Source organism: Mixta mediterraneensis (assembly GCF_030283135.1).
Taxonomy (GTDB): Bacteria; Pseudomonadota; Gammaproteobacteria; order Enterobacterales; family Enterobacteriaceae; genus Pantoea; species Pantoea mediterraneensis.
In genome coordinates, this window is the sequence record NZ_JASUAZ010000014.1 from 1 (window position 1) to 26,873 (window position 26,873).

Annotated in this window: 23 protein-coding genes and 1 pseudogene; 13 read left to right on the plus strand and 11 right to left on the minus strand. The window is 51.9% G+C overall.

Annotation, left to right across the window (positions count from 1 at the left end):
* Window positions 1–212: 212 nt before the first annotated feature.
* Entirely contained in the window at window positions 213–1,037 is an 825-nt protein-coding gene (gene hdfR, locus QRY16_RS10650; RefSeq protein ID WP_289776557.1) for an HTH-type transcriptional regulator HdfR, read from the minus strand.
* A 121-nt stretch (window positions 1,038–1,158) separates the two neighbouring features.
* Between hdfR and QRY16_RS10655 the strand changes: the two genes are divergently transcribed.
* Window positions 1,159–1,497, plus strand: a complete 339-nt coding sequence (locus QRY16_RS10655) for a MaoP family protein (protein WP_289776558.1) — start codon at window positions 1,159–1,161, stop codon at window positions 1,495–1,497.
* A gap of 23 nt (window positions 1,498–1,520) precedes the next feature.
* Here QRY16_RS10655 and QRY16_RS10660 read toward each other — a convergent pair whose 3' ends face one another.
* Window positions 1,521–3,041, minus strand: a complete 1,521-nt coding sequence (locus QRY16_RS10660; RefSeq protein ID WP_289776559.1) for a YifB family Mg chelatase-like AAA ATPase — start codon at window positions 3,039–3,041, stop codon at window positions 1,521–1,523.
* 330 nt (window positions 3,042–3,371) lie between these two features.
* Between QRY16_RS10660 and ilvL the strand changes: the two genes are divergently transcribed.
* From ilvL to ilvA, 6 genes are all read left to right on the plus strand, one after another.
* A complete protein-coding gene (ilvL, locus tag QRY16_RS10665; RefSeq protein WP_193406076.1) occupies window positions 3,372–3,470 on the plus strand; it encodes an ilv operon leader peptide in 99 nt (32 codons plus the stop codon).
* Between the two features lie 149 nt (window positions 3,471–3,619).
* The gene (ilvG, locus tag QRY16_RS10670) at window positions 3,620–5,266 is read left to right on the plus strand and encodes an acetolactate synthase 2 catalytic subunit (protein ID WP_289776560.1); all 1,647 of its coding nucleotides are present in this window, start codon (window positions 3,620–3,622) and stop codon (window positions 5,264–5,266) included.
* Entirely contained in the window at window positions 5,263–5,520 is a 258-nt protein-coding gene (gene ilvM, locus QRY16_RS10675) for an acetolactate synthase 2 small subunit (RefSeq protein ID WP_193406074.1), read from the plus strand. The genes ilvG and ilvM overlap by 4 nt, the downstream gene beginning before the upstream one ends.
* A gap of 19 nt (window positions 5,521–5,539) precedes the next feature.
* Window positions 5,540–6,469, plus strand: coding sequence for a branched-chain amino acid transaminase (locus tag QRY16_RS10680; protein ID WP_289776561.1), 930 nt, complete (start codon window positions 5,540–5,542; stop codon window positions 6,467–6,469).
* A gap of 62 nt (window positions 6,470–6,531) precedes the next feature.
* Complete coding sequence (gene ilvD / locus QRY16_RS10685; RefSeq protein WP_289776562.1) at window positions 6,532–8,382, plus strand: dihydroxy-acid dehydratase; 1,851 nt, start codon at window positions 6,532–6,534, stop codon at window positions 8,380–8,382.
* A gap of 3 nt (window positions 8,383–8,385) precedes the next feature.
* The gene (gene ilvA / locus QRY16_RS10690) at window positions 8,386–9,933 is read left to right on the plus strand and encodes a threonine ammonia-lyase, biosynthetic (RefSeq protein ID WP_289776563.1); all 1,548 of its coding nucleotides are present in this window, start codon (window positions 8,386–8,388) and stop codon (window positions 9,931–9,933) included.
* Here the strand turns inward: ilvA and ilvY are convergent, their stop codons facing one another.
* Entirely contained in the window at window positions 9,934–10,815 is an 882-nt protein-coding gene (ilvY, locus tag QRY16_RS10695; RefSeq protein WP_289776564.1) for an HTH-type transcriptional activator IlvY, read from the minus strand.
* A 162-nt stretch (window positions 10,816–10,977) separates the two neighbouring features.
* Between ilvY and ilvC the strand changes: the two genes are divergently transcribed.
* Entirely contained in the window at window positions 10,978–12,453 is a 1,476-nt protein-coding gene (gene ilvC, locus QRY16_RS10700) for a ketol-acid reductoisomerase (protein WP_289776565.1), read from the plus strand.
* 163 nt (window positions 12,454–12,616) lie between these two features.
* Here ilvC and QRY16_RS10705 read toward each other — a convergent pair whose 3' ends face one another.
* The 3 genes from QRY16_RS10705 to QRY16_RS10715 form a co-directional block, all read right to left on the minus strand.
* The gene (locus tag QRY16_RS10705) at window positions 12,617–13,948 is read right to left on the minus strand and encodes an MFS transporter (protein WP_289776566.1); all 1,332 of its coding nucleotides are present in this window, start codon (window positions 13,946–13,948) and stop codon (window positions 12,617–12,619) included.
* 277 nt (window positions 13,949–14,225) lie between these two features.
* Window positions 14,226–15,239, minus strand: coding sequence for an inner membrane protein YhjD (gene yhjD / locus QRY16_RS10710; protein ID WP_289776567.1), 1,014 nt, complete (start codon window positions 15,237–15,239; stop codon window positions 14,226–14,228).
* Between the two features lie 45 nt (window positions 15,240–15,284).
* Window positions 15,285–16,184 carry a LysR family transcriptional regulator gene (locus QRY16_RS10715; protein ID WP_193406067.1) on the minus strand — a complete coding sequence of 300 codons (900 nt, stop codon included), beginning with the start codon at window positions 16,182–16,184 and terminating at the stop codon, window positions 15,285–15,287.
* Window positions 16,185–16,299: 115 nt separating this feature from the next.
* Between QRY16_RS10715 and QRY16_RS10720 the strand changes: the two genes are divergently transcribed.
* Window positions 16,300–17,058, plus strand: a complete 759-nt coding sequence (locus QRY16_RS10720; RefSeq protein WP_289776568.1) for an SDR family NAD(P)-dependent oxidoreductase — start codon at window positions 16,300–16,302, stop codon at window positions 17,056–17,058.
* A gap of 31 nt (window positions 17,059–17,089) precedes the next feature.
* On the opposite strand, the gene QRY16_RS10725 is transcribed toward QRY16_RS10720, so the two are convergent.
* Window positions 17,090–17,938, minus strand: a complete 849-nt coding sequence (locus QRY16_RS10725; protein ID WP_289776569.1) for a PhzF family phenazine biosynthesis protein — start codon at window positions 17,936–17,938, stop codon at window positions 17,090–17,092.
* Between the two features lie 110 nt (window positions 17,939–18,048).
* Between QRY16_RS10725 and QRY16_RS10730 the strand changes: the two genes are divergently transcribed.
* On the plus strand, window positions 18,049–18,672 hold the full coding sequence (locus QRY16_RS10730; RefSeq protein ID WP_289776570.1) for a glutathione S-transferase family protein: 624 nt from the start codon (window positions 18,049–18,051) through the stop codon (window positions 18,670–18,672).
* On the opposite strand, the pseudogene QRY16_RS10735 reads toward QRY16_RS10730, so the two are convergent.
* Window positions 18,639–19,022 (minus strand): annotated as a pseudogene (locus QRY16_RS10735) (aminotransferase-like domain-containing protein); the annotation flags it as partial. The gene QRY16_RS10730 and the pseudogene QRY16_RS10735 sit on opposite strands and share 34 nt — an antisense overlap.
* Before the next feature lie 289 nt (window positions 19,023–19,311).
* Between QRY16_RS10735 and QRY16_RS22200 the strand changes: the two are divergent.
* On the plus strand, window positions 19,312–19,482 hold the full coding sequence (locus tag QRY16_RS22200; RefSeq protein ID WP_419776122.1) for a carbohydrate-binding protein: 171 nt from the start codon (window positions 19,312–19,314) through the stop codon (window positions 19,480–19,482).
* A complete protein-coding gene (locus tag QRY16_RS10740) occupies window positions 19,425–20,102 on the plus strand; it encodes a hypothetical protein (RefSeq protein ID WP_289776571.1) in 678 nt (225 codons plus the stop codon). Before QRY16_RS22200 ends, QRY16_RS10740 begins: the two co-directional genes overlap by 58 nt.
* Window positions 20,103–20,573: 471 nt before the next feature.
* On the opposite strand, the gene QRY16_RS10745 is transcribed toward QRY16_RS10740, so the two are convergent.
* The 3 genes from QRY16_RS10745 to QRY16_RS10755 all read right to left on the minus strand — a co-directional run bounded on the left by QRY16_RS10745 (window position 20,574) and on the right by QRY16_RS10755 (window position 25,497).
* Window positions 20,574–22,958, minus strand: coding sequence for a phosphoketolase family protein (locus QRY16_RS10745; protein ID WP_289776572.1), 2,385 nt, complete (start codon window positions 22,956–22,958; stop codon window positions 20,574–20,576).
* Window positions 22,959–23,092: 134 nt separating this feature from the next.
* The gene (mqo, locus tag QRY16_RS10750) at window positions 23,093–24,706 is read right to left on the minus strand and encodes a malate dehydrogenase (quinone) (protein ID WP_289776573.1); all 1,614 of its coding nucleotides are present in this window, start codon (window positions 24,704–24,706) and stop codon (window positions 23,093–23,095) included.
* Between the two features lie 548 nt (window positions 24,707–25,254).
* Window positions 25,255–25,497 (minus strand): DUF1158 domain-containing protein, encoded by a 243-nt coding sequence (locus tag QRY16_RS10755; protein ID WP_193406061.1) that lies wholly within the window; start codon window positions 25,495–25,497, stop codon window positions 25,255–25,257.
* A gap of 317 nt (window positions 25,498–25,814) precedes the next feature.
* On the opposite strand from QRY16_RS10755, the gene mntP reads away from it, so the two are divergent.
* The gene (gene mntP, locus QRY16_RS10760) at window positions 25,815–26,387 is read left to right on the plus strand and encodes a manganese efflux pump MntP (RefSeq protein WP_193406060.1); all 573 of its coding nucleotides are present in this window, start codon (window positions 25,815–25,817) and stop codon (window positions 26,385–26,387) included.
* Window positions 26,388–26,873 lie beyond the last annotated feature (486 nt).

Here is a 26,873-nt window from a genome sequence, read left to right on the forward strand (position 1 = left end):
CGGTACAGTATACCGGCCATGACCACCCCGGTGACGCGGGATGGGCGAAATACCTGAAGTCAGCCTGCGGGCGGACGGCAGTACAAAGAAAAACCTTTGCTCAGGCAAAGGTTTTTTTTTGCTTTGTCGCTAAGAAAAAAATTAAGGCAGCTAACTCAATAACTGACTTAATTGGCGGTCAGGCAGCAATATTAAAATCGCCTTTCCTTACGTTAGCGCACCATCACTGGAAACTTCAAAAGCTGTCTGATATGCGCCTGTTGATCGCTATTCTGCAACCATACTGCATAAAGCGGACGGACAGCGACTGGCGTGTCAGGAATAATCATTAAATCACTATAAAGGCCATGCCAGTAATCAGGCAAAAAAGCGCAGGCGCTAGTGGTATATAATAATTCCCGCGTCACATGTGCAGACGTAGTTGTTAAAACCGGTACGTCATCTCCTCCCGAAAGATAACTTTCATGCTGATGAAAATCAGCTCCCCATTCCAGTTTAATGTAATCGTATTTCTCACGTTTCTCAGTTTTGCGCGCACGGAATAATGCTAAAGAAATATGGCCGATTTGCTGGCTGGTTAGTTCATCCATTTTGGGTGCCTCAGTCGTCAACAACAGATCAAGTTGACGTTCATGCAATTGCTTAACCAGCAGATGTCGTTGCGCCACACGGGCTTCCAGATGAAGGCTTTCCCGATTCTCATATAGCGTCCGTAGCCACGGCGTCAGATAGGCTTCCCAAAGCGAGGCACTGGCACCAATTGAGAGCTCATGATGCTGCTGAGTATGCGAGACTTCCTTCTTGGCCATTGACCATGTACTCATCAAACTTTCAGCATATGGCAATAAACGTTCACCGGCTGAGGTCAATCGTATGTTATTGCGGTGACGAGTAAAAAGATTAACCCCTAACTGATTTTCTAACTGACGGATGCGAAAACTGACAGCAGATTGCGTTAAGTAAAGTGCTTCTGCCGCGCGCCCGAAATGGCGAGTTCGACTCACTTCCAGGAAAGTTTTCAGTAATTCCGTATCCACAGTGTTCTCCCAAAAAATGTTTGTCGTATAGATTTAAATGTTTTGTTTTACACTCTGTCAAGCCTATCTAATACTCCGCGCCATAAATAGCACGGCCATACGAGAATCAGGAGCGTGTAACATGGCGGAAAGCTTCTCAACAGAAAATCGGTTCTTTGATAACAAACATTACCCACGCGGTTTCTCGCGTCACGGTGACTTTACTATTAAAGAAGCACAGCTTCTTGAGCGGCACGGTTTCGCTTTTAACGAGCTTGATTTGTCAAAGCGCGAGCCAGTAACAGAAGAAGAACGTTTGTTCATTGAAGTATGTCGTGGGCTGCGTGAGCCGCAAACAGAAGCTGAACGAGTATGGTCAAAATATACTGCACGTATTAAACGACCTAAACGTTTTCACACTTTATCGGGCGGCAAGCCGCAAATGGATACTGTTGAAGACTACAGCGATAACGATGATTAAGAGAAGGGGCGAAAGCCCCTTTTTTACTGCAGACTTTTATGAAGATGGATCAACAACCGCTCAACACTGCGATAACTTACCGCCTCCTGCAAATGGGCCCGGCTAATATCACTTTCGCCGGCTAAATCCGCTATCGTACGCGCTACCTTTACTATCCGCTGCCATGCCCGTACAGATAAACCCAGTTTGTTTAATACGGCTTCAAGCCATTCTGCATCTTCCTTACGAAGATCACACCAACACTGAATATCTGCATTACTCATATGCGCATTGATTTTCCCTGCGCGTGCCATTTGCAGCGTCCGGGCTGTCAAAACACGATCACGAACTTTTGCTGATGATTCACCGGTTTGGCGTTCCTTGCTCAGCATCCCGCTGGGTAATAGAGGCACTTCCAGTGACAAATCAAATCGATCAAGAAACGGCCCCGAGAGTTTGCTGAGATAGCGTAAAACCTGCTGAGGGGAACAACGATTATGCTGCCCCTGATAATGACCGGTTGGACTTGGATTTAAAGCGGCGATTAGCTGAAAACGAGCGGGGTAGGTTACTTTTGCCCGGGCGCGAGAAATCGCAATTTCACCGGATTCAATCGGTTCACGGAGCGAGTCTAAAACTTTGCGATCGAATTCAGGCAGTTCATCTAAAAAAAGCACGCCATTATGCGCTAACGAAATTTCGCCGGGACGAGGCAGCGAGCCACCGCCAATTAAAGCATGCAGCGAAGCGCTGTGATGAGGGGACCTGAATGGCCGCTTACGCCATGTTTGATGCAAGTCACCGCTGTTAACCAGGCTGGCAATAGCAGCGTACTCCAGCGCTTCCTGATCGCTTAAGGGAGGCATTATGCCAGGCAACCGTGTGGCTAACATAGTCTTCCCCGTTCCCGGCGGGCCAATCAGCATCAAATTGTGGCCTCCCGCCGCGGTAATTTCTAACGCTCTGCGACCCTGATCCTGACCAATAATGTCGCTTAAATCTTCGCTAAAATTCTCGACCACATCTTCCTGCGGCGTAGCCACCGTTAACTCGCATTGATTATGCAAAAAAGCACATACCCCTAACAAATGCGTGCTGACTAATGACATACCCTGACGGATAAGTCCAACATCTGCTTGATTCTCATTTGAAAGCACCAGCTGGCGGCCAGCCTCAAGCGCCGCCATTGCCGCCGGAATTGCGCCCTGAACGCGACAGAGCGCGCCATCAAGAGCCAGCTCACCCAGAAATTCGTATTGGTTGAGTTTCCCGGCAGGAAGCTGTTCAGAGGCCACAAGAATGGCAATCGCCATTGGCAGATCGTAGCGACCTCCTTCTTTCGGCAAATCTGCGGGACCCAAATTGATGGTGATGCGCTTCGCTGGAAAGTTAAAACCGCTATTAATAATGGCGCTGCGCACACGCTCGCGCGCCTCTTTCACCGTTGTTTCGGGTAAGCCAACCAACGTCAGCGCAGGTAAACCATTGCTGATATGTACCTCAATAGTGACCAGCGGAGCTTCTACCCCTAATGCAGCGCGTGTGAGTACTTTCGACAATGACATAACCGCTCCTTGTTACAGCGATTTTGTCGCACTATTTTTTCCACGGCGAGGAAGATAAAACTTATACGCGAGCCACTACGCAACAAACCACCATCATGTGCAGCAGGGTACAAGTCATTGCGAGAATGCGTGCAAAAGCAGCGATAAATTATTACGTCAGTAAAGTGATGAATATTTATCAATCAATAAATATTGTTTTAATTACAATGGGATGATTGCTGGTGCAGGTTACTCTTACGAAAAAAAATGATTAAAATTATTGTAATTGCCACGGTAACTATGATACCTCTGTAGACATTACTTCGAACTCGTAAAAGAATTGAACGACCTATGAAAGCCCTTCTACAAGTGATTAGCCTAGTCGTGATTAGCGTGGTGGTGATTATTTTCCCACCGTGCGGGGCATCGCCTGGAGAAAGAAAGGCTTAAAAATCAAGCCCGGAATTCGAAAAACCCCCGCACCGAAAGGTCCGGGGGTTTTTTTTCGACCAGACAGAATATCAGTCAATCATTAAGGAACAAGCAATGAACAGTAGCATAAAATTCTGTTGTTCCCAGCAGGATAAAGGAGAATAGCGATGACAGGTGCACAGTGGGTGGTTCAGGCTTTACGCGCGCAGGGAGTTGATACCGTATTTGGCTATCCTGGTGGCGCAATCATGCCGGTCTATGATGCGCTCTATGATGGCGGCGTGGAACACCTACTGTGTAGGCATGAACAGGGAGCCGTGATGGCCGCCATTGGCTATGCGCGATCAACCGGCAAAACAGGCGTGTGCATCGCAACGTCTGGCCCAGGAGCCACTAACCTCATCACCGGCCTTGCTGACGCAATGATGGATTCTGTTCCCGTGGTCGCGCTGACCGGTCAGGTCTCATCGGCTTTCATCGGAACCGACGCCTTTCAGGAAATTGATGTGTTGGGTCTTTCCTTAGCCTGTACCAAACATAGCTTTCTCGTTGAATCGCTTGATGATTTGCCTTCCGTCATGGCAGAAGCGTTCGCCATCGCCCAGTCTGGCCGCCCTGGCCCGGTATTAGTAGATATTCCTAAAGATATTCAGATCGCTAAGGGTGAGCCTGCGCCCCATCTACTGCCGGTTGAAGAAGTGTTAGCGTTGCCACATGAAGCCATTCTGGAAGCACGTACGCTGATGGCGCAGGCAAAAAAACCCATACTGTATATCGGCGGTGGAGTGGGCATGGCGCAGGCAGTGCCGGCGCTGCGTGCGCTGGCACAAGAAACCGGCATACCAGCCGTTGCGACCCTGAAAGGTTTAGGCAGCGTCGATAAAGATAGCGACGTTTATCTCGGTATGCTGGGCATGCATGGAACCAAAGCTGCCAACTTTGCTGTTCAGTCCTGCGATTTACTGATTGCCGTTGGCGCGCGCTTTGATGACCGCGTGACCGGCAAGCTGGATACCTTTGCGCCACTGGCTAATGTGATTCATCTGGATGTTGATCCGGCTGAACTCAACAAACTGCGCCGTGCGCACGTTTCTCTGCAAGGCGATCTCAATCACGTATTTCCAGCTTTAAGTCAGCCGCTGCAAATTGATGCCTGGCGCGAAGAGGTGAAAGCGCTTAAGGCGATGCATAGCTGGCGTTACGATCATCCGGGTGAGGCAATTTATGCCCCGCTGTTGTTAAAGCAGTTATCCGATCGTAAACCTGATAATGCCGTCATTACCACAGATGTTGGACAGCATCAGATGTGGGCGGCTCAGCACATGTCTTTTAGCGCGCCTGAAAATTTCATCACGTCCAGCGGCCTGGGCACGATGGGATTTGGTTTACCTGCGGCCATCGGCGCACAGGTTGCTCGTCCCCAGGACACGGTTATCTGTGTTTCGGGCGACGGCTCAATCATGATGAATATTCAGGAATTGGGCACGATCAAACGTGGCAAGCTGCCGGTAAAAATCGTGCTGCTGGATAACCAGCGTTTAGGCATGGTGCGTCAATGGCAGCAGCTGTTTTTTGATGGTCGCTATAGTGAAACAAATCTGTCTGATAACCCCGATTTCCTCACGCTGGCCAGCGCCTTTAACATCCCAGGCCAGCGTATCACCCGAAAAGAACAGGTCGACGCCGCACTTGATGCTCTGCTGAACAGCGAAGGTCCTTACTTCCTGCATGTTGCGATTGATGAGCATGAAAACGTCTGGCCATTGGTACCACCGGGTGCCAGCAACGCAAACATGATGGAGAAAACCGCATGATCCAGCATCAATTGTCTATCGAAGCTCGCTTCCGTCCTGAAATATTGGAGCGCATCTTACGCGTGGTTCGTCACCGTGGTTTCCAGGTGTGTTCCATGAACATGGCATCAGTGGCGAATGCCGATAACGTTAATATCGAAATGACCGTTGCCAGCCAGCGCTCAGTCGATTTACTGTCTTCGCAGTTAAGCAAACTGATGGATGTCGCGTGCGTCCAGATACAACACCAAACAACACAACAAATCCGCGCATAGCCGCGAAAGGAATAAAAAAATGAGTACGAAGAAAGCAGACTTTATTTGGTTCAATGGCGAGATGGTTAAGTGGGAAGACGCGAAGGTCAGCGTTATGTCACACGCGTTGCACTACGGCACTTCAGTATTTGAAGGCGTGCGCTGCTACGACTCTCACAAAGGACCCGTTGTGTTCCGCCATCGCGAACATATGCAACGTCTGCACGACTCAGCCAAAATTTATCGTTTCCCCATCAAGGCAAATGTTGACGAGCTGATGGAAGCCTGCCGCGAAGTCATCCGCGTCAATAATCTGAAAAGCGCCTATATCCGTCCGCTGGCATTCGTGGGTGATGTGGGCTTAGGCGTGAACCCGCCAGATGGTTTCAGCACCGATGTGATCATTGCCGCGTTCCCGTGGGGCGCTTACCTGGGTGCCGAAGCGCTGGAGCAAGGCATCGACGCCATGGTCTCTTCCTGGAACCGCGTAGCACCTAATACGTTGCCAACGGCGGCAAAAGCGGGCGGTAATTACTTGTCCTCACTGCTGGTAGGCAGCGAAGCACGCCGCCACGGTTATCAGGAAGGGATTGCGCTGGATACCAACGGGTATATTTCAGAAGGCGCCGGTGAAAACCTGTTCGAAGTGAAAGACGGCATTCTGTTCACGCCACCGTTCACCTCTTCGGCGCTGCCGGGCATCACGCGTGATGCAATCATCAAGCTGGCGCTCGACATGGGGATTGAAGTCCGTGAGCAAACGCTGTCGCGTGAATCGCTGTATCTGGCCGACGAAATCTTCATGTCAGGCACAGCAGCAGAAATCACCCCGGTTCGCAGCGTAGACGGTATTCAGGTTGGCGAAGGCAAACGTGGTCCGGTTACCGCACGCATTCAGCAGGCGTTCTTTGGCCTGTTTACTGGCGAGACTGAAGACAAATGGGGCTGGTTAGATCCGGTCAACGCATAATTAGATATTGCGCGGGCGTCAAACGACGTCCGCGAGCTTTTTCTTACTGGAGTAAATAGAGCATGCCTAAGTACCGTTCCGCCACTACCACCCATGGCCGTAATATGGCGGGTGCCCGTGCCTTGTGGCGCGCGACAGGAATGACCGACGATGATTTCGGCAAGCCGATTATCGCCGTGGTCAACTCATTCACTCAATTTGTACCCGGTCACGTCCACCTACGCGATCTGGGTAAACTGGTCGCTGAGCAGATCGAAGCGGCGGGCGGTGTCGCCAAAGAGTTCAACACCATCGCGGTTGATGACGGTATTGCCATGGGACATGGCGGCATGCTGTATTCATTGCCTTCACGCGAGCTGATTGCGGATTCGGTTGAATACATGGTCAATGCGCACTGCGCTGATGCCATGGTCTGTATCTCCAATTGCGACAAAATTACTCCCGGCATGTTGATGGCCTCATTGCGCCTGAATATTCCGGTGATTTTTGTTTCCGGTGGTCCGATGGAAGCCGGTAAAACCAAACTCTCCGACAAAATCATCAAGCTGGATCTGGTGGATGCGATGATTCAGGGTGCTAACCCGAACGTCAGCGATGCCGACAGCGAGCAGATCGAGCGTTCTGCATGTCCAACCTGTGGCTCCTGTTCTGGTATGTTCACCGCTAACTCGATGAACTGCCTGACCGAAGCGCTGGGCCTGTCGCAGCCAGGTAATGGTTCATTGCTGGCAACCCATGCAGACCGCAAAGACCTGTTTATCAACGCGGGCAAACGTATTGTGGGACTGGCGAAGAAATACTACGAGCAGGACGATGACAGCGTGCTGCCACGTAGCATCGCCAGTAAATCGGCGTTCGAAAATGCGATGACGCTGGACATCGCCATGGGCGGCTCGACTAACACCGTTCTGCACCTGCTGGCGGCGGCACAGGAAGGAGAGATCGACTTCAATATCTCCGACATCGACCGCCTGTCACGCCAGGTTCCACACCTGTGTAAAGTGGCACCCAGCACCCAGAAATATCATATGGAAGACGTGCACCGCGCTGGTGGCGTTATCGGTATTCTGGGCGAGTTAGATCGCGCCGGTTTGCTCGATAACCAGGTACGCAACGTGCTGGGCCTGAGCCTGCGTGAAACGCTGGATCAGTACGACATCATGCTGACTCAGGACGAGGCGGTGAAGAAAATGTTCCGCGCCGGCCCGGCAGGCATTCGAACCACGCAAGCTTTCTCCCAGGAGTGTCGCTGGGACACGCTGGATGACGATCGTCAGGATGGCTGTATTCGCACCCGTGAATTTGCCTTCTCGCAAGACGGCGGCTTAGCGGTGCTGTACGGCAACATTGCAGAAGATGGCTGCATCGTGAAAACGGCTGGCGTGGATAAAGAAATCCTTACCTTTAGCGGCCCGGCCAAAGTTTATGAAAGCCAGGACGATGCGGTAACCGCGATTTTGGGTGGCAAAGTGGTCGCGGGCGACGTGGTGGTGATCCGCTACGAAGGACCGAAAGGCGGACCAGGCATGCAGGAAATGCTGTATCCGACAACTTATCTGAAATCGATGGGGCTCGGCAAAAGCTGCGCGTTGATTACCGATGGTCGTTTTTCGGGGGGAACCTCGGGCCTTTCAATCGGTCACGCCTCGCCAGAAGCAGCCAATGGCGGCACCATCGCGCTGGTGAAAGATGGCGACACCATTGAGATTGATATTCCGAATCGCGGTATCAAGCTGGCAGTGCCGGACAACGAACTACATGCGCGTCGTGAAGAGCAGGAAGCGCGTGGTGATGCCGCTTACACGCCAGTAAATCGCGAGCGTGAAGTGTCGTTTGCGCTACGTGCTTACGCTTCACTCGCGACCAGTGCAGACAAAGGCGCGGTGCGCGACAAGAGCAAGCTGGGAGGCTAACCGATGGCTGAGTCTCAACCGCTATCCGATGCGCCTTGCGGTGCAGAGTATCTGCGCGCCGTGCTGCGCGCACCTGTTTATGAAGTTGCGCAGGTGACGCCGCTGCAAAAAATGGAGAAAACATCATCGCGTCTCGGCAACACCGTTTTGGTGAAGCGCGAAGATCGCCAGCCAGTGCACAGTTTTAAACTGCGTGGCGCTTACGCGATGATCGCTGGTCTCAACCAGGAGCAAAAAGCGCGCGGCGTGGTAACGGCTTCGGCCGGTAACCATGCACAAGGCGTAGCGCTCTCTGCCAGCAAACTGGGCATTAAGTCGCTGATTGTCATGCCGCTGGCGACAGCTGAGATCAAAGTTGATGCAGTGCGCGCATTTGGCGGTGAGGCTTATCTGTTCGGGGCGAACTTTGACGAGGCGAAAGCCAAAGCCATTGAGTTATCGCAGCAGCAGGGCTATACCTTTGTGCCACCGTTTGATCACCCGGCGGTAATCGCTGGTCAGGGCACGCTGGCGATGGAACTGCTGCAACAGGATGCCCATCTCGATCGCGTATTTGTGCCGGTTGGCGGCGGCGGTCTGGCGGCGGGCGTGGCGGTGCTAATCAAACAGCTGATGCCACAAATCAAGGTGATTGCGGTTGAGTCGGAGGATTCCGCCTGCCTTAAAGCGGCGCTGGATGCCGGACAGCCGGTGGATCTGCCACGGGTTGGACTGTTTGCCGAAGGCGTGGCGGTTAAACGCATCGGCAGTGAAACTTTCCGTCTGTGTCAGGAATACCTGGATGACATCATCACCGTTGACAGCGATGCGATTTGCGCGGCGATGAAAGATCTGTTCGAGGATGTGCGTGCGGTAGCTGAGCCTTCTGGCGCGCTGGCTCTGGCAGGAATGAAAAAGTATATCCATCAGCACAACCTCAAAGGCGAACGGCTGGCGCACGTATTATCTGGGGCTAACGTTAACTTCCACGGTCTGCGTTACGTTTCAGAGCGCTGCGAGTTGGGCGAACAGCGCGAAGCGCTATTAGCCGTGACCATTCCGGAGCAGCAGGGCAGCTTTCTGAAGTTTTGTCAGACGCTGGGTGGACGGTCGATTACCGAGTTTAACTATCGCTACGCTGACGCTGATAAAGCCTGCATTTTTGTCGGTGTGCGCTTAACGCGTGGACTGGAAGAGCGCAGCGAAATCATCAGCCAACTGAGCGAAGGCGGCTATCAGGTTGTTGATTTGTCTGATGATGAAATGGCGAAGCTGCATGTGCGCTATATGGTGGGAGGACGTCCGTCCAAACCGCTGCGTGAGCGTCTGTTCAGCTTTGAATTCCCGGAAGCGCCGGGCGCGTTGCTGAAATTCCTGCAAACGCTCGGTACGCACTGGAATATTTCGCTGTTCCATTATCGCAGTCACGGCACTGATTATGGTCGTGTGCTGGCGGCGTTCGAACTCGGCGATGTTGAACCCCGTTTCGAAGAGCATCTTACCGATTTGGGTTACGACTTCCATGACGAAACCCATAATCCGGCGTTTCGCTTCTTCCTTACCGGACAGTAATCACAGCTGGCTCCAGAATGCGCTAATAAGCGGCTCGCCGAGCCGCTTTTTTTGTACGCAGACACCCAGTTCGAACGGCGCGACCGACTCAATATTATCCAGCATTAACACGCGATTGCGTACCGGCTCCGGGCTGTTTTCCAGCACCACTTCAGGCAGTAAAGCAATACCGCAACCCAGTGCCACCATCGATACAATCGCCTCATGGCCGGAAACGGTGGCGTAAATCAGCGGGTTCGGAATGCGATGGCGACGAAACCAGAGATCAATTCGACGGCGTGCCGGCCCTTGCTCCGGCAGAATAAACGGAATTTGTGACCAGACTGGCGTGACCTGCGTGACTTGCGCATGTACCGCACAGGGCAGCGCTGGCGCGATCAGCACCAGCGGAATCAGCCCCAGTGGCATAAAATCTATGCTGGCGGGCAACGTCTCGGGACGTCCGGCAATCGCCAGGTCGGCATCACCGGTATGCACCTTCTCCACCGCATCGGCGGCATCACCGGTATTGAGCTTGATTTCCACCTGCGGGTGCTCAGCGCGAAAGCGGTCAAGAATGGGGGGAAGATGGCTGTACGCTGCGGTGACTGAGCAGAACAAACGCAACTCGCCACTGAGCGAGGGACCGTTAAGATCCATCACATGACGCAACTGTTGATATTGCAGCAGGGTCTGCTGAGCGAACTGACGCAGGCGTTCACCGGCTTCGGTTAGCGTTACGGTGCGGTTATCACGCATAAATAAAGCGTGACCGACATCCTCTTCCAGGCGCTGAATCTGACGTGAGAGCGTAGACGGGCTAACGTGCATGGCGCGTGCAGTGCGACCAAAATGGCAGCTTTCGGCCAGATGAAGGAACAGTTTCAGGTCTCGTAAATCCATACGCGCATCGCCTCAGGTGGATATTGCAAATATTGCAATGTGATATTGTTAATATATCAATTTAAGCAACAGATTTCCTGTCATATGATGGGGACATTCGCGGCGTTATCCTTATCGCTGAACCTGAACAAAAACAGTAAACACAACCTCACCGGAGTACCCATGGCTAACTATTTCAATACACTGAATTTGCGCAATCAGTTAGCGCAATTAGGCAAATGTCGTTTCATGGCGCGTGACGAGTTCGCGGACGGTGCCAGCTTCCTGAAAGGTAAAAAAGTCGTCATCGTTGGCTGTGGTGCTCAGGGCCTGAACCAGGGTCTGAATATGCGTGATTCTGGTCTGGATATTGCCTACGCGTTACGTGCGGAAGCGATTGCCGAGAAACGTGCATCCTGGCGCAAAGCGACCGATAACGGTTTCAAAGTGGGCACCTATGAAGAACTGATTCCCCATGCCGATCTGGTTGTGAACCTGACGCCAGATAAACAGCACTCAGCCGTTGTTCAGGCTGTGCAGCCGCTGATGAAAGATGGCGCAGCACTGGGTTACTCGCACGGTTTTAACATCGTTGAAGTGGGCGAAACCATTCGTAAAGACATCACTGTCGTCATGGTTGCGCCAAAATGTCCTGGCACCGAAGTGCGTGAAGAGTACAAACGTGGTTTCGGCGTGCCTACGCTTATCGCGGTTCATCCAGAAAACGATCCAAAAGGCGAAGGTATGGCAATTGCTAAAGCCTGGGCTGCGGCAACCGGTGGCGACCGCGCTGGTGTGCTGGAGTCTTCCTTCGTTGCCGAAGTGAAATCTGACTTAATGGGTGAGCAAACTATCCTGTGTGGCATGCTGCAAGCGGGTTCACTGTTGTGCTTCGACAAGCTGGTGGCTGAAGGTACCGATCCTTCTTACGCTGAAAAACTGATTCAGTTCGGCTGGGAGACCATCACCGAATCGCTGAAGTTTGGTGGTATCACCCTGATGATGGATCGCCTGTCTAACCCGGCAAAACTGCGCGCTTATGCGCTGTCTGAACAGCTGAAAACCATTATGACGCCGCTGTTCCAGAAACACATGGATGACATCATCTCTGGCGAATTTTCTTCCGGTATGATGGCTGACTGGGCGAACGACGATAAAAATTTGCTGACCTGGCGTGAAGAGACCGGCAAAACAGCATTTGAAACGGCTTCTCAGTACGACGGTAAAATCGAAGAGCAGGACTACTACGACAAAGGCGTGGTAATGGTCGCGATGGTAAAAGCGGGTGTTGAGCTGGCTTTCGAAACCATGGTTGATGCGGGAATAGTTGAAGAGTCGGCTTACTACGAATCACTGCATGAGCTGCCGCTGATTGCGAACACCATCGCACGTAAGCGTCTGTATGAGATGAACGTGGTTATTTCTGATACCGCGGAGTACGGTAACTACCTGTTCTCTTTTGCAGCGGTTCCGTTGCTGAAAGAGTTCATGACCACATTACAGCCGGGCGATCTGGGCAAAACCGTTGAAGGTACCCAGGTGGATAACGCGCAGTTGCGTGATGTCAACGAAGCGGTTCGCCAGCATCCAATCGAAGCTGTAGGGCGTAAGCTGCGTGGCTACATGACTGATATGAAGCGCATCGCTGTCGCGGGTTAATTTCGCCTGACGCGATTTTCAGCAGAGAAAAACCCCGGCTTGCCGGGGTTTTTTTATAGCAATTTGCAGGCACTGCGAAGTGCGGCCCTTCTGCCGATTCATGGCGTCCAGCGCCAGTAAAAAACCCGGCCTGAGCCGGGCTTCCATGGCATCATCCATGATTTTACACTTCATACAGCGTCTGATGGCGCGTCTCTTTGCAGGCAATCAGTGCGATCAACGTCAGCACTGCCATTGACGCCAGGTAGAGTCCCACCGCCTGTAGGCCGTAATGGGTGTTCAGCCAGGTCGCAATATATGGCGCAACAGACGCTCCTAAAATTGACGACAGATTATATGAGAACGATGCGCCGGTATAACGCACTTCCGTCGGGAACAGCTCCGGCAACAGCGCACCCATCGGGCCAAAGGTCAAACCCATAATGCTCAGGCCGAGCAGCAGAAAGCCCATCACCAGTGCCTGTGAACCTGAACCCAGCAGCACCGGGAACATGAGCGAAAACGCGATAATCAGCAAGGTAATCACGATCATGGTTTTACGGCGACCAAAGCGATCCGCCAGCAGGCCCGCAACTGGCACCATAACACCGAAGCCAATTACCGCGACCATCAGCATCCACAGGAAGCTGTTGCGCGAGAAACCGAGGCCAGCGGGGGCGGGTGCCGTACCGTAACTCATTGAGTAAACGGTCATAATATAAAACAGTGTATACGTGGCGAGCATGATAAAGGTGCCGAGGATCGTCGCGGTCAAATGCTTACTCAACAGCGCTGCAATTGGCACGCGCACCTGCTTCTTCTCTTTTTGCACTTTGGCAAATACCGGGCTTTCATGCAGCGAAACGCGCACATACAGCCCGATCAAAACTAATATTGCTGAAAGGATAAAGGGTACACGCCAGCCCCAGTCCATAAATTGCTGATCGGTAAGCAGCCAGGAGAGCAGCAGAAATGTACCGTTGGCGAAGAAGAAGCCAATCGGTGCGCCCAACTGAGGGAATGAACCATAAAGCGCGCGTTTCCTGGCCGGTGCATTTTCCGTGGCCAGCAACGCTGCGCCGCCCCATTCGCCACCTAATCCTAAACCCTGACCAAAACGTGCCAGCGCCAGCAACAGGGGGGCCATCACGCCAATCGATTCGTAGCCCGGCAGCAGACCGATCACCACGGTAGAAATTCCCATGGTTAGCAGTGACGCAACCAATGTGGCTTTACGTCCTACGCGATCGCCGAAGTGACCAAAGAGCGCGGAACCAATCGGACGCGCCACAAAGGCGATGGCAAAGGTTGCCAGTGATTGTAGCGTCGCGACGGTAGCATCACCCTGTGGGAAAAAGATATGTGGAAAAATGATGACGGCGGCGGTGGCGTAAATATAAAAATCGAAGAATTCGATGGCCGTGCCGACCAGCGAGGCAATGACCACTTTGCTACGCGAATTGACCGGCGTTGGCTCATGTTGCTTATCAATTATTTCTGAGATGGAGGCTTGCATAATTGTTTCTTATTTGTAAATGAGATCAAGAATCTTACGCACCTGAATGACGTCATTCAATGGCGAAAAGCCGCGCTACGACAGGCCTTAGCAAGGAAAAAGTGGATAATCTTTGAGTCTGAACCAATGCCGGGTTATGGCAGGGAGAAGAGGCCGAAATTTGGCGAGATGCTCTACAAAATGGCTTAATAAAAGTGACCCCTCAGCTATTCATCCTGCTGTTTGCTTTAAAAATAGCCGAAGGGGGAAATTTTCCGCTGTTATTAATGCTTTGTCATCATCCGTTACGCGACGTGCGGTCGGTTGGCTGCTCGACCGGGTCATCTTTATAGCGGGCAGTCGCGATCCACGCCGCGCAGAACAGCGTTAAACGTGCAAAGAAATAGAAAAACGCCATCAGGCCGAGCACTGAACCAAACGCTGCCCCAGAAGGTGAACTTGCCAGTTTAGGCAACGTCAGCGTCATGACAAATTTAATAATTTCAAAACCTATTGCCGCCAGCAAGGTGCCACGAAACAGCGCCTTTTTACGTGGCTTGTGGCGCGGCAGAATCCAGAAAATCCACAGAAACAGCAGATAATTGGCTAAGACAGAAATGGAGGTGGCGATGATGGTCAGCGCCGGACGAAGCCATTCTATGCCCCCCAGCCCCAGTGCATTCACGATACTGGCCTGTGCCGAACCGGCAACAGACGTCAGCGATAAGGCGATCACCAGCGCCAACATCAAACCGGTCAGCGACAGAAAGTCACGAATATAGCGTTTCCAGATTTTCTCTTTGTCGTCGGGTTTACGTTCCCAAACGTCACGTGACTGGGCGCGAATCGCTTCCCGCAGGTTACCCATCCAGTTCAGCCCTGAATAAAGCGCCAGCAGTAAGCCGGTAATTCCTACGGTGGCACGTTGTTGAACGGCGGTATTTACGGTGTTTTTCAGGGTGGTGGCTAAAGTCGGATCGCTAATGCTGCTCACTATTTTATTGATCACATCGGTCAGTAACCCCTGGTTTGAAGCCAGCACAAAACCAACCGCCGCAAAAGACACCATTAAAATAGGGATCAGAGACAAAAACGAAAAGTAAGTAATGGCCGCGCCAAACTGACTGCCGAGACGATCGTTAAAGCGATCAATTGCGCGAATAAAATGCGCTACCGCCGGAATAGCCTGCAACCAGGCGGCAAAGCGCGACACGCGCGCAATTGAGTCATCGACTGATTTATGGCCGGTTTTAATATCAATCAGCGGCTTCTCCGGCTGCGTTTCCTGTTGTTTCTCCTGGTTGTCTGTCATAGACGCTTATTATCCTGTTAATGATCAAAAACAAATTATAGTCTGTCAGGTGACGTACTCCTGCAGGACCTGGCTCAGCCATTCCATAAATACCCGCACGCGTCGCGCCACATTGCGACGATGCGGGTAGAGCAGATGAATCGGCATGGGTTTCGCGGGAAAATGATGCAGCACCTCAACCAGCTCGCCTGTTTCCAGTAATTTCCGAATTCCGAGCGCCGGCACCTGAATAATGCCCAGTCCTGCCAGACAAGCGGCACGATAGGTTTCAGTGCTGTTTACCGTCACCACGCCACCGGTTTGGACAAAATGGCACTGCTTACCATCGTAATACTCGAACCCCGGCGAAGGCTGGCCCAGTTGCTGGGTGTAATGCACCATCGCATGCTGTGACAACTCCTCCAGGCGGATCGGCATACCAAAGCGCGAAAGGTAACCAGGGCTGGCGCAGTTGATCAAGCTATGGGTGCCGATTTTTCTGGCAATTAAACCGGAATCTTTCAGCTCGCCTACACGAATAACGCAGTCAAAGCCTTCGCGAACCACATCAACCTGGCGATCGCTGCTGCTGAGCTCTATTTCGACACCGGGATAGTGCTGCAAGAATTCCGGCAAGCGCGGCAGAACAAAACCGGTTGCCATTGCCACTGACATATCCACCCGCAGTTTGCCGCTTAAGGTTGCGGGATCGTGCTGAAACAGACTATCCATATCCTCGATTATTGACAGCAAATCCAGGCAGCGATCGTAATAAACCAGCCCGTCCTGGGTGAGCTGCACCCGTCGCGTCGTGCGGTGCAGCAGCCGGGTGCCCATCTGATTTTCCAGCGCTTGTAGTTGCCGCGATACGCTACCTTTAGGAAGGCCTAAGCTTTCTGCAGCACGGGTAAAACTGCCCATTTCGGCAACCCGGACGAACACCTGCATTGCGTGAATTTTATCCATGTTGTTCACCGATTGTTGTTTTAACTGAAACAGTGCTGCGTATTTAACTGCGTTTATAGATCAATTATTCGCGAATATCCTTAAATTGTGTTCAATTTTGCAACAGGAGCGAAACATGAAGCGTAAAATAGCGTTGATTACCGGCGGAAGCCGCGGTTTAGGTAAGAATGCAGCCCTGAAACTGGCCGCAAAGCAGACAGATATTATTTTAACCTACCGCAGCCAGGCGGAAGAAGCGCAGGCGGTGGTGAAAGAGATTGAAGCGCTTGGAGGCCGCGCAGTGGCGCTGGCGCTGGATGTCAGCGATACCCGGCAGTTTGATGGCTTCGTTGCTTCCGTGCAGAACGAATTGCAAAATCGCTGGCAGCGAGAACACTTTGACTATTTAGTGAACAACGCCGGTACTGGCCATTACAAACCGCTTGCGGAAACCAGCGAAGAGGAATTTGACAGCCTGATTAATGTACATTTCAAAGGTCCGTTCTTCCTGACCCAGAAGCTATTGCCCGTGATAGCCGATGGGGGACGCATTCTTAATATCTCCAGCGGTCTGACGCGCATTATCCTGCCGGGTTCAGGCACCTACGGATCGATAAAAGGCGCAATGGAAGTCTTAACGCGCTATCAGGCGAAAGAGTTAGGCGAGCGCGGTATCCGCGTTAACGTTTTGGCCCCAGGCGCGATTGAAACGGATTTCGGCGGTGGTCGGGTTCGTGATAACCCAGAACTGAATCAACACATCGCCTCATTAACCGCACTGGGTCGGGTTGGCTTGCCGGATGATATTGGCGATGCTGTCACCGCCTTGTTGAGCGATGAAACCGGGTGGATCACCGGCCAGCGCATTGAAGCCTCAGGTGGGCAGGCAACCTGATCAGAGGGCGACAATGTTGTCGCCCGTTTTTTTATAGCTGAATATTGCCATCAATCACCGTCATGGTATGGCCGCCAACCCAGATGATGTCGCCATCAAAATCGACATGGATGCGGCCTTCGCGTTGAATCGCCGTGCCCTGACGCGCGCAATAGCGGGCAGTCTGGCCCTGAGCCGCAAAGTAACGAGCCAGGCAGGCGTTAGCGCTACCGGTGATGGGATCTTCGGTCAGGCTGCCATGTTCAACCAGCAGGCCACGTACTTCATACTGCTCCGCTTCACCCTCTGGCAGACGTCCAAACGGCATGACGCCGTTCACGCCAGCATATTTAAGAAGACGCTGAAGATCGCTGACGTTCGGTTTAATCGCCAGAACGGCCTCCGCACTGACCATCGGGATCAGTAAAAAGCGTATTCCCATATCCACGACGGTCGCGGTTTGCGTAAGATCAAACGCATCACTGTTAAGTGCGCTGCTCATCAGGGCATCACTAAATGGCTTCAGCGTAGCGGCTGGCGCGGCAAAAGCCAGCGCACCGTCGTCAGCAATTTTTACTGTGACGTTACCCACGCCGCACTCCTGCACAATTTTTCCCGGCGTTTTAACCGGCCAACCGGCTTCCAGCAACGCATGCGCGGTGCCGAGAGTGGGATGACCCGCAAACGGTAATTCACCTTCGACGGTAAAAATACGTACGCGATAGTCAGCCTGCGCATGTTGCGGTGGCAACACAAAGGTGGTTTCCGACAAATTTGTCCAGCGTGCAATCGCAGCCAGCTGTTCGTCACTCAATCCCTGCGCATCCATAATCACCGCCAGCGGGTTACCGTTAAACGCTGATGAGGTAAAAACATCCACTTGCTTAAACGCGACCTTCATTGTCTCTCCTTCCTGGTTGTGGTTTGAAACGGGCTTTTTCTGTCTGGCGATTGCTTATCGCTGTTAACAGCGCTATGAATAAGTTAAACATTTCACTATGAGAGCTGGCTATGTTGAAAATTCTCGGGCGCACCACCTCAATAAACGTGCGCAAAGTTTTGTGGCTGTGTGATGAGCTGAAGCTGGATTACGAACGCGAGCAGTGGGGCGACGACGTTAAATCGCTGCATGCGCCGGAGTTTATGGCTCTCAATCCTAACGCGTTGATCCCGGTGCTTAAAGATAATGACTTTGTGCTATGGGAATCCAACGCCATTCTGCGCTATTTGTCCAATGCCTACGGCGGCGAATGGCTTTACCCGACGCAACCGCAGGCGCGTGCACGCGTTGATCAATGGATGGACTGGCAATCTACCGAGCTGAATACCTCGTGGCGCTACGCGTTTATGTCGCTGGTCCGTCATTCACCTGCACATCAGGATCCGCGCCTGCTGGCCGCCGCTTGTAAAGGCTGGACACACACCATGAATATTCTCAATCAGCAGCTGGAAAAAACCGGCCGCTTCGTTGCCGGTCATCACTTTACGCTCGCCGATATTCCCATTGGCCTTGCAGTAAACCGCTGGTTTGAAACGCCGCTGGATCATCCTGATTATTCGGCAGTGCGTACCTACTATGAACGCCTGACCGAGCGCCACGGCTACACCGTCTGGGGCCGCAACGGCACGCCGTAATTCTGGCCTGGCGCCAGACCGGTCAGTTCGCAGCCTATCGCCCCGGCACGCTTAATTGTCCAGGTATACCGATCATCGAACGGATAACATCAGGATCGGTGCAGCGCATGATAATAGCGCTCGCTTAAGGAACAGCGCACATCCGGCGTGACGCAAATCTGCTCCTGTAATAGCTGATCAGGTCTCTCATCACGCTACCTGGCAATTCAACTCAGAAAACAAAGCCACCGCGCGGTAAGGTGGCCGCATATCTGGGAAAAGGAGCGCGCAGTCAGTCCACGCGCTTCCAGACTGATGACATAACGACGACGCAGCGTGCGGAGATGATGATCGTAACCACCAATGGCTAACCTCCTCTGATTTAAGGTAGATTTCGTCCATACACCATCCTCTGTTCACGTTGCGTTTATGCCAACAAAACGCCTTATCCAGTGACGACACTTTAATGCGACACAATCCTCCCGTTTCTTCCTTCTCTACGCGCCACAAAGAAATAACTTAATCAGAAAACGAATTTCTTCTTCCGGGAAGTGGAGGATTCTTGCCGTATTTTAAAAATATACTATTCCCTTTCTTAGCAAGGATGGTTATAAAATGAAAATCACAAAAAAATTTAAGCTCTCATTACTCATGGGATGCATGGCAATTACATTAGGTGCAACGGCAGCCAGTCATCAGGAATGGAAAAACGGAACCCAATACTGCAAGAATGACACCGTAAATTATAATGGGAGTGTCTATCAGTCACAGTGGTGCACGACAGAAAATCCAGAAAAAATCACGGTAACTATAAAGCATGGAAAAAAATAGGTGCCGCTGAAAATAATCATGATAGTGCCAGTGACGACAAAACTATCGATCCTATTAAACCAACCACAGATAATACTATTTCAAAGGATGAGCACGCAGCGCTGAGTGCGGATCAGCAAATTTGCCTGAAACAAATCAAAGAGATGGCGACGGTACGTAATTTACGTTACGTGACGAAAGACCCAGAGCGTATGCCAACGCTCTATTTCATTACGCCGGATGACAGTAATAGCATGCGTATTCGTCAGGAACATAGCAGTGGTCCGATAATTACCGCTTATCCTACGGATAAAAAACGCTACAGACTGTTCTTCAAAGATAAAAATCTGCAAAAGCTGACGGATCAGGATGAATCCCACCCTCGTATTTCTGTACCCATCGCAAATGGATATGACCATGTTTCAACATCACCGGTAGAAGGCTGGTATCAGCTGGAATACAGTACAGACAATAATTTACCGGATGGCAACTATGCGTCACCCGATCATCGATCAGGTGGTGTCGTGAACTTTTCAATCGCAAAAAATATCACCCAGCCTGAGATTGATAAAATGATTGCCAGCATTCCGACGAAGCAATGTAAATATGGTGATAAAAAGACGGTAACGATTAATCAGTAATTAAAGTTAGGTGGGTTCATGCTCAGAACGGTTATTGTTTTTCCGCCAGGCCGGGCGTGATTAATTTATCGCCGTTGCGATGACGGCGTAAAACATGAAAATCCAGGGGTAATGCTTTAATCCAGCCAGAGTAGAGGGTTGTGTCGTATTAAGGTGCAGTCGGGTAACAGCCTGTTTTTCGGTGTTGCCTGATGATACGTAAAGGGCAAAACCCACAACGTGAAGGATTATCACCTGTGGAGCAATTTTATTTTCTGGCTACCTGAATAACCGGCAACGTCAATTTTGCTGACTTGCCGCCGTTAACGCGACACAACCGCTCAGTCTATCGTGCATTTTAGTCTGGACGGCGCTGGGCGATGGCCTGCGCCGCCATTTACAGATTGAGTAAAAGCGCCGTCTGTTTAACGTTCTGAGGGCGCTGTCGCGGGTGGCGGCGACAGCCTGGATGCTGGTGGCGGCGCTCAACGCTTAATCTGGCGCGCCCGGCGCGTCCTGCGATGGCCATAACCAGTTGCGCACTTCCGGCACGTCTTCGCCATATTCACGGACATAGCGATGATGCTCGGCGATGCGTTCCTGTAAATCATCTAACAGTTCGGGATGTTTATCCGCCAGTCCCGGCACGCGCAGAATGGCTTCCTGCGCCAGATGATAACGATCGAGTTCGTTTAGCACCGTCATATCAAAGGGCGTGGTGGTGGTGCCTTCTTCTATAAAGCCGCGTACGTGGAAGTTGCGGTGATTGTTGCGTTGGTAAGTCAGCCGATGTATCAGACTGGGATAGCCATGAAAGGCGAAAATCACCGGCTTGTCTTGAGTGAACAGCGCATCGAATTCTTCTTCCGATTTGCCATGCGGGTGTTGCTCCTTCGTTTGCAGCGCCAGCAAATCCACCACGTTTACCACGCGAATACGCAGGTCAGGCAGGTAACCGCGCAGCAGATCAACCGCTGCCATCGTTTCCAGCGTCGGGACGTCACCGGCGCAGGCCATGACCACATCCGGTGACTCGCCTTCAGGTGTAGAGCCTGCCCATAACCACTCGCCCATCCCGGCTTCGCAATGGGCAATCGCGCTGTTCCTATCCAGCCATTGGGGCGACGGCTGTTTACCGGCCACAATGACATTGATGCGATCCCAGGTATGCAGGCAGTGATCGCCCACCCACAATAACGTGTTGGCATCGGGCGGCAGATAAATGCGTACAATATCGGCTTTTTTGTTGGCAACATGATCAATAAAGCCGGGATCCTGATGACTGTAGCCATTATGGTCCTGACGCCAGACGTGGGACGAAAGCAGATAATTGAGTGATGAGATGGGTTTGCGCCAGCCTAGTTTACGCAACACTTTCAACCACTTAGCATGCTGATTAAACATCGAATCGACGATATGGATAAACGCTTCATAACAGTTGAACAAGCCGTGACGGCCGGTAAGTAAATAACCTTCCAGCCAGCCCTGGCACTGATGTTCGCTGAGAATTTCCATCACCCGGCCATCACGTGCGAGCTGTTCATCATAAGGTTTTACCGCTTCCAGCCAGGTTTTATTCGTGGCGTCAAACACGGGCGTTAAGCGGTTTGAGGCGGTCTCATCGGGACCAAACAGACGGAAATTATCTTTATTACGCTGGAAAATTGCGCTCAGATAGCGGCCAAGCTGCTCGGTAGCCTGCGCCTGTTGTGAGCCGGGTTTCTGCGTGTCGAATGCAAATTCACCTATATCTGGCGTGTTCAGCTCACGTCGTAATAAGCCGCCGTTAGCAAAGGGAGATGCCCCCATGCGTTTATCGCCCTGGGGTGCCAGCGCCTGCAATTCGGCTTTAAGCCGACCGTGTTCATCAAACAAATCGTCTGGCTGATAGCTGCGCATCCACTCCTCAAGGATCTTGCGATGCGCGTCATTTTCACGGCAGGCGGAAACCGGCACCTGATGCGCCCGCCAGAAATCTTCCACTTTCTTGCCGTCAACCGTTTGTGGGCCTGTCCAGCCTTTCGGGCTCCGCAGAATAATCATTGGCCAGGGTGGAATGCCTTCTGTGACCTTACCTGCACGAGCTTCCGCTTGATAAGCTGCGATTTTCTCAAAGGCGTTATCCAGCGCTTCGGCCATCTGGACATGCATTTTTTCCGGTTCATGACCCGCAACAAAAAGCGGCTCGTAGCCGTAGCCGCTGAATAACTGATGTAGATCATCATCGCTGGCGCGCCCAAGAATCGTTGGGTTAGCAATTTTGTAGCCATTGAGATGCAAGATCGGCAGCACCGCGCCGTCACGCTCAGGATTGAGAAACTTGATCCCGTGCCAGCTTGACGCCAGCGGCCCGGTCTCGGCTTCGCCATCCCCAATCACACAAGGCACCACTAAATCCGGATTATCGAAGGCGGCGCCAAAGGCATGCGCCAGTGAATAGCCTAACTCGCCGCCTTCATTGATTGAACCGGGCGTTTCTGGGGCCGCGTGGCTCGGAATGCCTCCAGGAAAAGAGAACTGCTTAAATAGCCGCTGCATACCTTCCGCATCCGGGCTGATGTGCGGATAGATTTCGCTATAACTGCCTTCCAGCCAGGTATTGGCTACCATCCCCGGTCCACCGTGCCCCGGCCCGCAGATATAGATCAGGTTCAGATCGCGCTGGCGAATGATGCGGTTCAGATGTGCATAGATAAAGTTCAGCCCCGGCGTGGTGCCCCAGTGCCCAAGCAGACGTGGTTTGATGTGTTCTGGTTTTAATGGCTCGCGTAGCAGCGGATTTTCCATCAGGTAAATCTGTCCAACGGACAGATAATTGGCGGCACGCCAGTAGCGATCCAGTAAGGTGAGTTCATCGGCGGCGGTCGGCTGGGACATACAGTTTTCTCCTGATTCAGCGGGCAAAGTGATGCAGCACACCACTAACCCTAATAGAGAATCAGCCAGTCGACCAGGACGCCACGAAACAAAAGGGCCTCGTCATGCGAGGCCCTGAGAAGAGAATTAACGGGTTACTTTCCCACAACGTGCGCTGTTTCGCGCGCTTCGTCGTTGGCCGCCATGGGCGTTACCGGCGCGTAATCGAGTTGCAGGATGCGGCTGGTTTCAGCCAGCACTCTCTCGGTCAGCGCCACGTCGCCGTTCAGCTTACGACCCCAGGAAGGGATCACCGCGCGGATTTTATTTTGCCATTCTGGCGATGCCATTTGCTCTGGATACACTTTATACAGCAGCTCCAGCATGGTTGGCGCGGCGGTTGACGCCCCCGGAGACGCGCCCAGCAGCGCAGAGATGGAACCATCTTCTGACGCCACTACTTCGGTGCCAAGGCGCAGCACGCCGCCTTGTTCCTCATCTTTCTTGATGATCTGGACTCGCTGACCAGCGGTCACCAGACGCCAGTCTTCCTGCTTCGCCTGCGGCACATAGGCGCGCAGCGCATCCATCCGATCGCGATCGCTTTGCAGCACCTGATCCATCAGATATTTCACCAGGTCAAAACTTTTCAGACCAACGTGCATCATCGGCAGCAGGTTCGAACTGTTCATTGAAGCGAACATATCCAGCAACGAGCCTTGCTTAAGAAACTTAGTAGAGAAGGTGGCAAAGGGTCCAAACAGCAGTACCTGCTTGCCATCTAAAACCCGAGTGTCCACATGTGGCACTGACATGGGCGGCGCACCAACGCTGGCTTTGCCATAGACTTTCGCCATGTGCTGCTTCACCACGTCCGGGTTTTCAGTGACGAGGAAGGAGCCGCCTACCGGGAAACCGGCATATCCACTGGCTTCCGGGATACCGGCTTTTTGCAACAGCGGTAGCGCGGCGCCGCCAGCACCGATAAATACGGTTTTTGCCGTCAGTGTGCGCCGTGTGCCGTTCGTCAGACAATGTAGCGTGACCTGCCAGCGACCATCATCAAGACGGGTAATATCGCGTACTTCCTGACGCAGACGCAGACGGAAGCCTGGTTTTTTTTCCAGCGAAGCGATCAACTGGCGCGTCACTTCCCCGAAGTTCACATCAGTGCCCATTTCGGTCCAGGTTGCTGCCACTTTCTGAGTCCGATCGCGGCCCTTCATCACCAGTGGGATCCAGGCTTCAAGCTGCTGCGCATCTTCTGAGTAATCCATACCGCGAAACAGCGTGCTTTTCTGCAACGCCTGATAACGTTTGCGCAGGAAAGAAACATTATCGTCGCCCCAGACAAAACTCATATGTGGCGTGCTATGGATAAAGCTTTTAGGGTTTCGCAGGTTGCCTTTCTGAACATGATAAGCCCAGAACTGGCGAGAAATCTGGAACGATTCGTTAATCGCTACCGCCTTAGAGATGTCGATGCTGCCGTCGGCTTTTTGCGGCGTATAGTTCAGTTCAGCCAGCGCGGCATGGCCAGTACCGGCATTATTCCAGCCGTTAGATGATTCTTCCGCCACGCTGTCCAGCCGCTCGACCATTTCGATCGACCAGTCCGGTTCTAAATCTTGCAGCCAGGCGCCTAAGGTTGCGCTCATGACGCCTGCGCCAATAAGCAGCACGTCTACGTCTTTACGCACCTGCGTGATGGTGGTGTCCTTGCCGATGGCACTCATCGCGAGCGCGAGGTTTACTGCTGATTTGCACATGAGGCGACATCTCCTCTTCTGTTGACCTGAAGCTCAACAGGTTTGCAGGCGAAATAGACACGCTTCTTTCGAGCGCGTTGCGCTACTTCTCAAAGGTTAAGACTCAGGTATAGGTTAAAGCGGTGATAACGGTTAACTGCACGTTATGCTTTGTCTTGCGAATATAACATTCTCGCATCTGAATTAAACATTTGTTTATTTTTTAAATGCAGAAATGATTCAGCATAAGAATTAATCATCAAAGCTGACGGGGTATAAGGAATTTTTTTGCATTAACTCAGTAAGTTAACGGCATGAGATGTTACAGCTTTGCTTTGACGGAAAAGATGCCCTTTACTGATTTATTTTTAAGCGATTTTATTAACTAATTGATTTTTAATGATTAAAATGAAGTTGAGAATTTGTGCGTTTTTTTATCGACGTGACGGTTATCCCATTATCGTAAAAATAATGTTACATATTTGTGGCTCTGAAAAGAAGGCTGCGGATACGTGCAGCCATCGCGCTTTACTCTGTTTAAACGGCATTGCCAGGACCTGGACGCGATCTTACACGCGAAACCAACGACGCCAGACAAAGCGAATCACAAAAAATTCAAGCGTGCCCAGCAGCAAAAACCAAATACAGAACACCACGGTATAAAGCTGGCTGAGATCCTGGAAATGGAAAATCTCCAGCAGATGTTGCGCCAGAGGGATGCCAAACGCCGGCGCAGGCAATAGCAGGGCAGAAAGGAAGCTAAGCAGCAGGATGCCGCCGGGGATAACTAAGGTTTCGAAGGGATTATTCATTACGACATTTCTCTAAAGGTTAGCCCGACATTTTCCGGCAATCTGCCCTGCGGTTCAATCCCACAACGGCGTGCTGCGCTATCCGATGCGTTCACAAACACGCCTAAAGAACCGAGAAAAGGCTTTTACACCATCGACTTAGCGGCAAACATAGCGAAAGTTAAGAGGTATAGCCTTTGCTATGCTTAAACCCATGATTTTACTGTCTTTTTATCTCTTGATATGCGTGCTAGACTGCGCGCACTTTTTCATTACTGAACGAAATGTGTGGTGAAAGCAGCGTAAAGGCTGACTTTTTCATCGCAACCGTAGAAATCATGACTTTTATTGCTACGCTCATTCTCGCATTAGGTATGTCCATGGACGCTTTTGCTGCTGCACTTGGCAAAGGTGCGACACTGCATCGTCCCGGATTTAAAGAAGCGCTGCGTACCGGTCTGATTTTCGGCTCAATCGAAGCCTTAACGCCGCTGATTGGCTGGGCGATTGGACTGGCTGCCAGCCGCTATATCATGGCGTGGGATCACTGGGTAGCGTTTGCCCTGCTGGCGTTTCTTGGCGCTCGCATGATGATGGAAGGGTTTCGCCAGACGGCGGCAGAACCCTGCGAAGCACCGCAGCGTCACGGTTTTATGGTATTAGCAACCACCGCCGTCGCGACCAGTCTGGATGCGCTGGCAGTGGGCGTCGGCCTGGCTTTTCTCCAGGTGAATATCATTACCACGGCGTTAACTATTGGGGCGGCCACCACCGTTATGGCAACTACCGGCGTGCTGGTCGGACGCTTTATCGGCCCGATCCTGGGTAAATGGGCGGAAATTCTGGGTGGTTTAGTATTGATTGCCGTTGGCTCTACTATTCTGGCAGAGCATCTTGGCTATCTGAATTAAGCGCTTAGCCTGCACCTGAACAGAAATTTTGTGATCTTCCTCAAAATTTATTGCCCGGAAAATGCGCAGAAGTTATACTTTTCTCGTATTTCTTCAACTAATTTTTAACCGGGTATCCCATGAAACGCATGATAAAGTACGTGTTCCGCGCATATGTTGAGATGTTTAAACACGTACCGCCGGGTGCTTTGAACTAAGCATCGCGGGCAAGTAACCCTCGATAATCGCGGTCAGGGATTGACCGGTGATTATCACTTCTCCTCCCGTTTTCCTTTTGTGTATCAAATAAATTCTCTTCTGATTGGCTATCTGCACGCGAAACGCTATTACAGCGAGGCCGTACGACAGTTTCTCATCTTTTTCTTCCTGATCGGCAAAGCATCCTTTCCGCGGTGTGCTGCGAGCTGACGATTTTGATCTGTGATTGATTGCCTGCATCCTGGCATTCTCGTTGTCGCCAGACACTGTGAGCCTCTTCGCTTCATC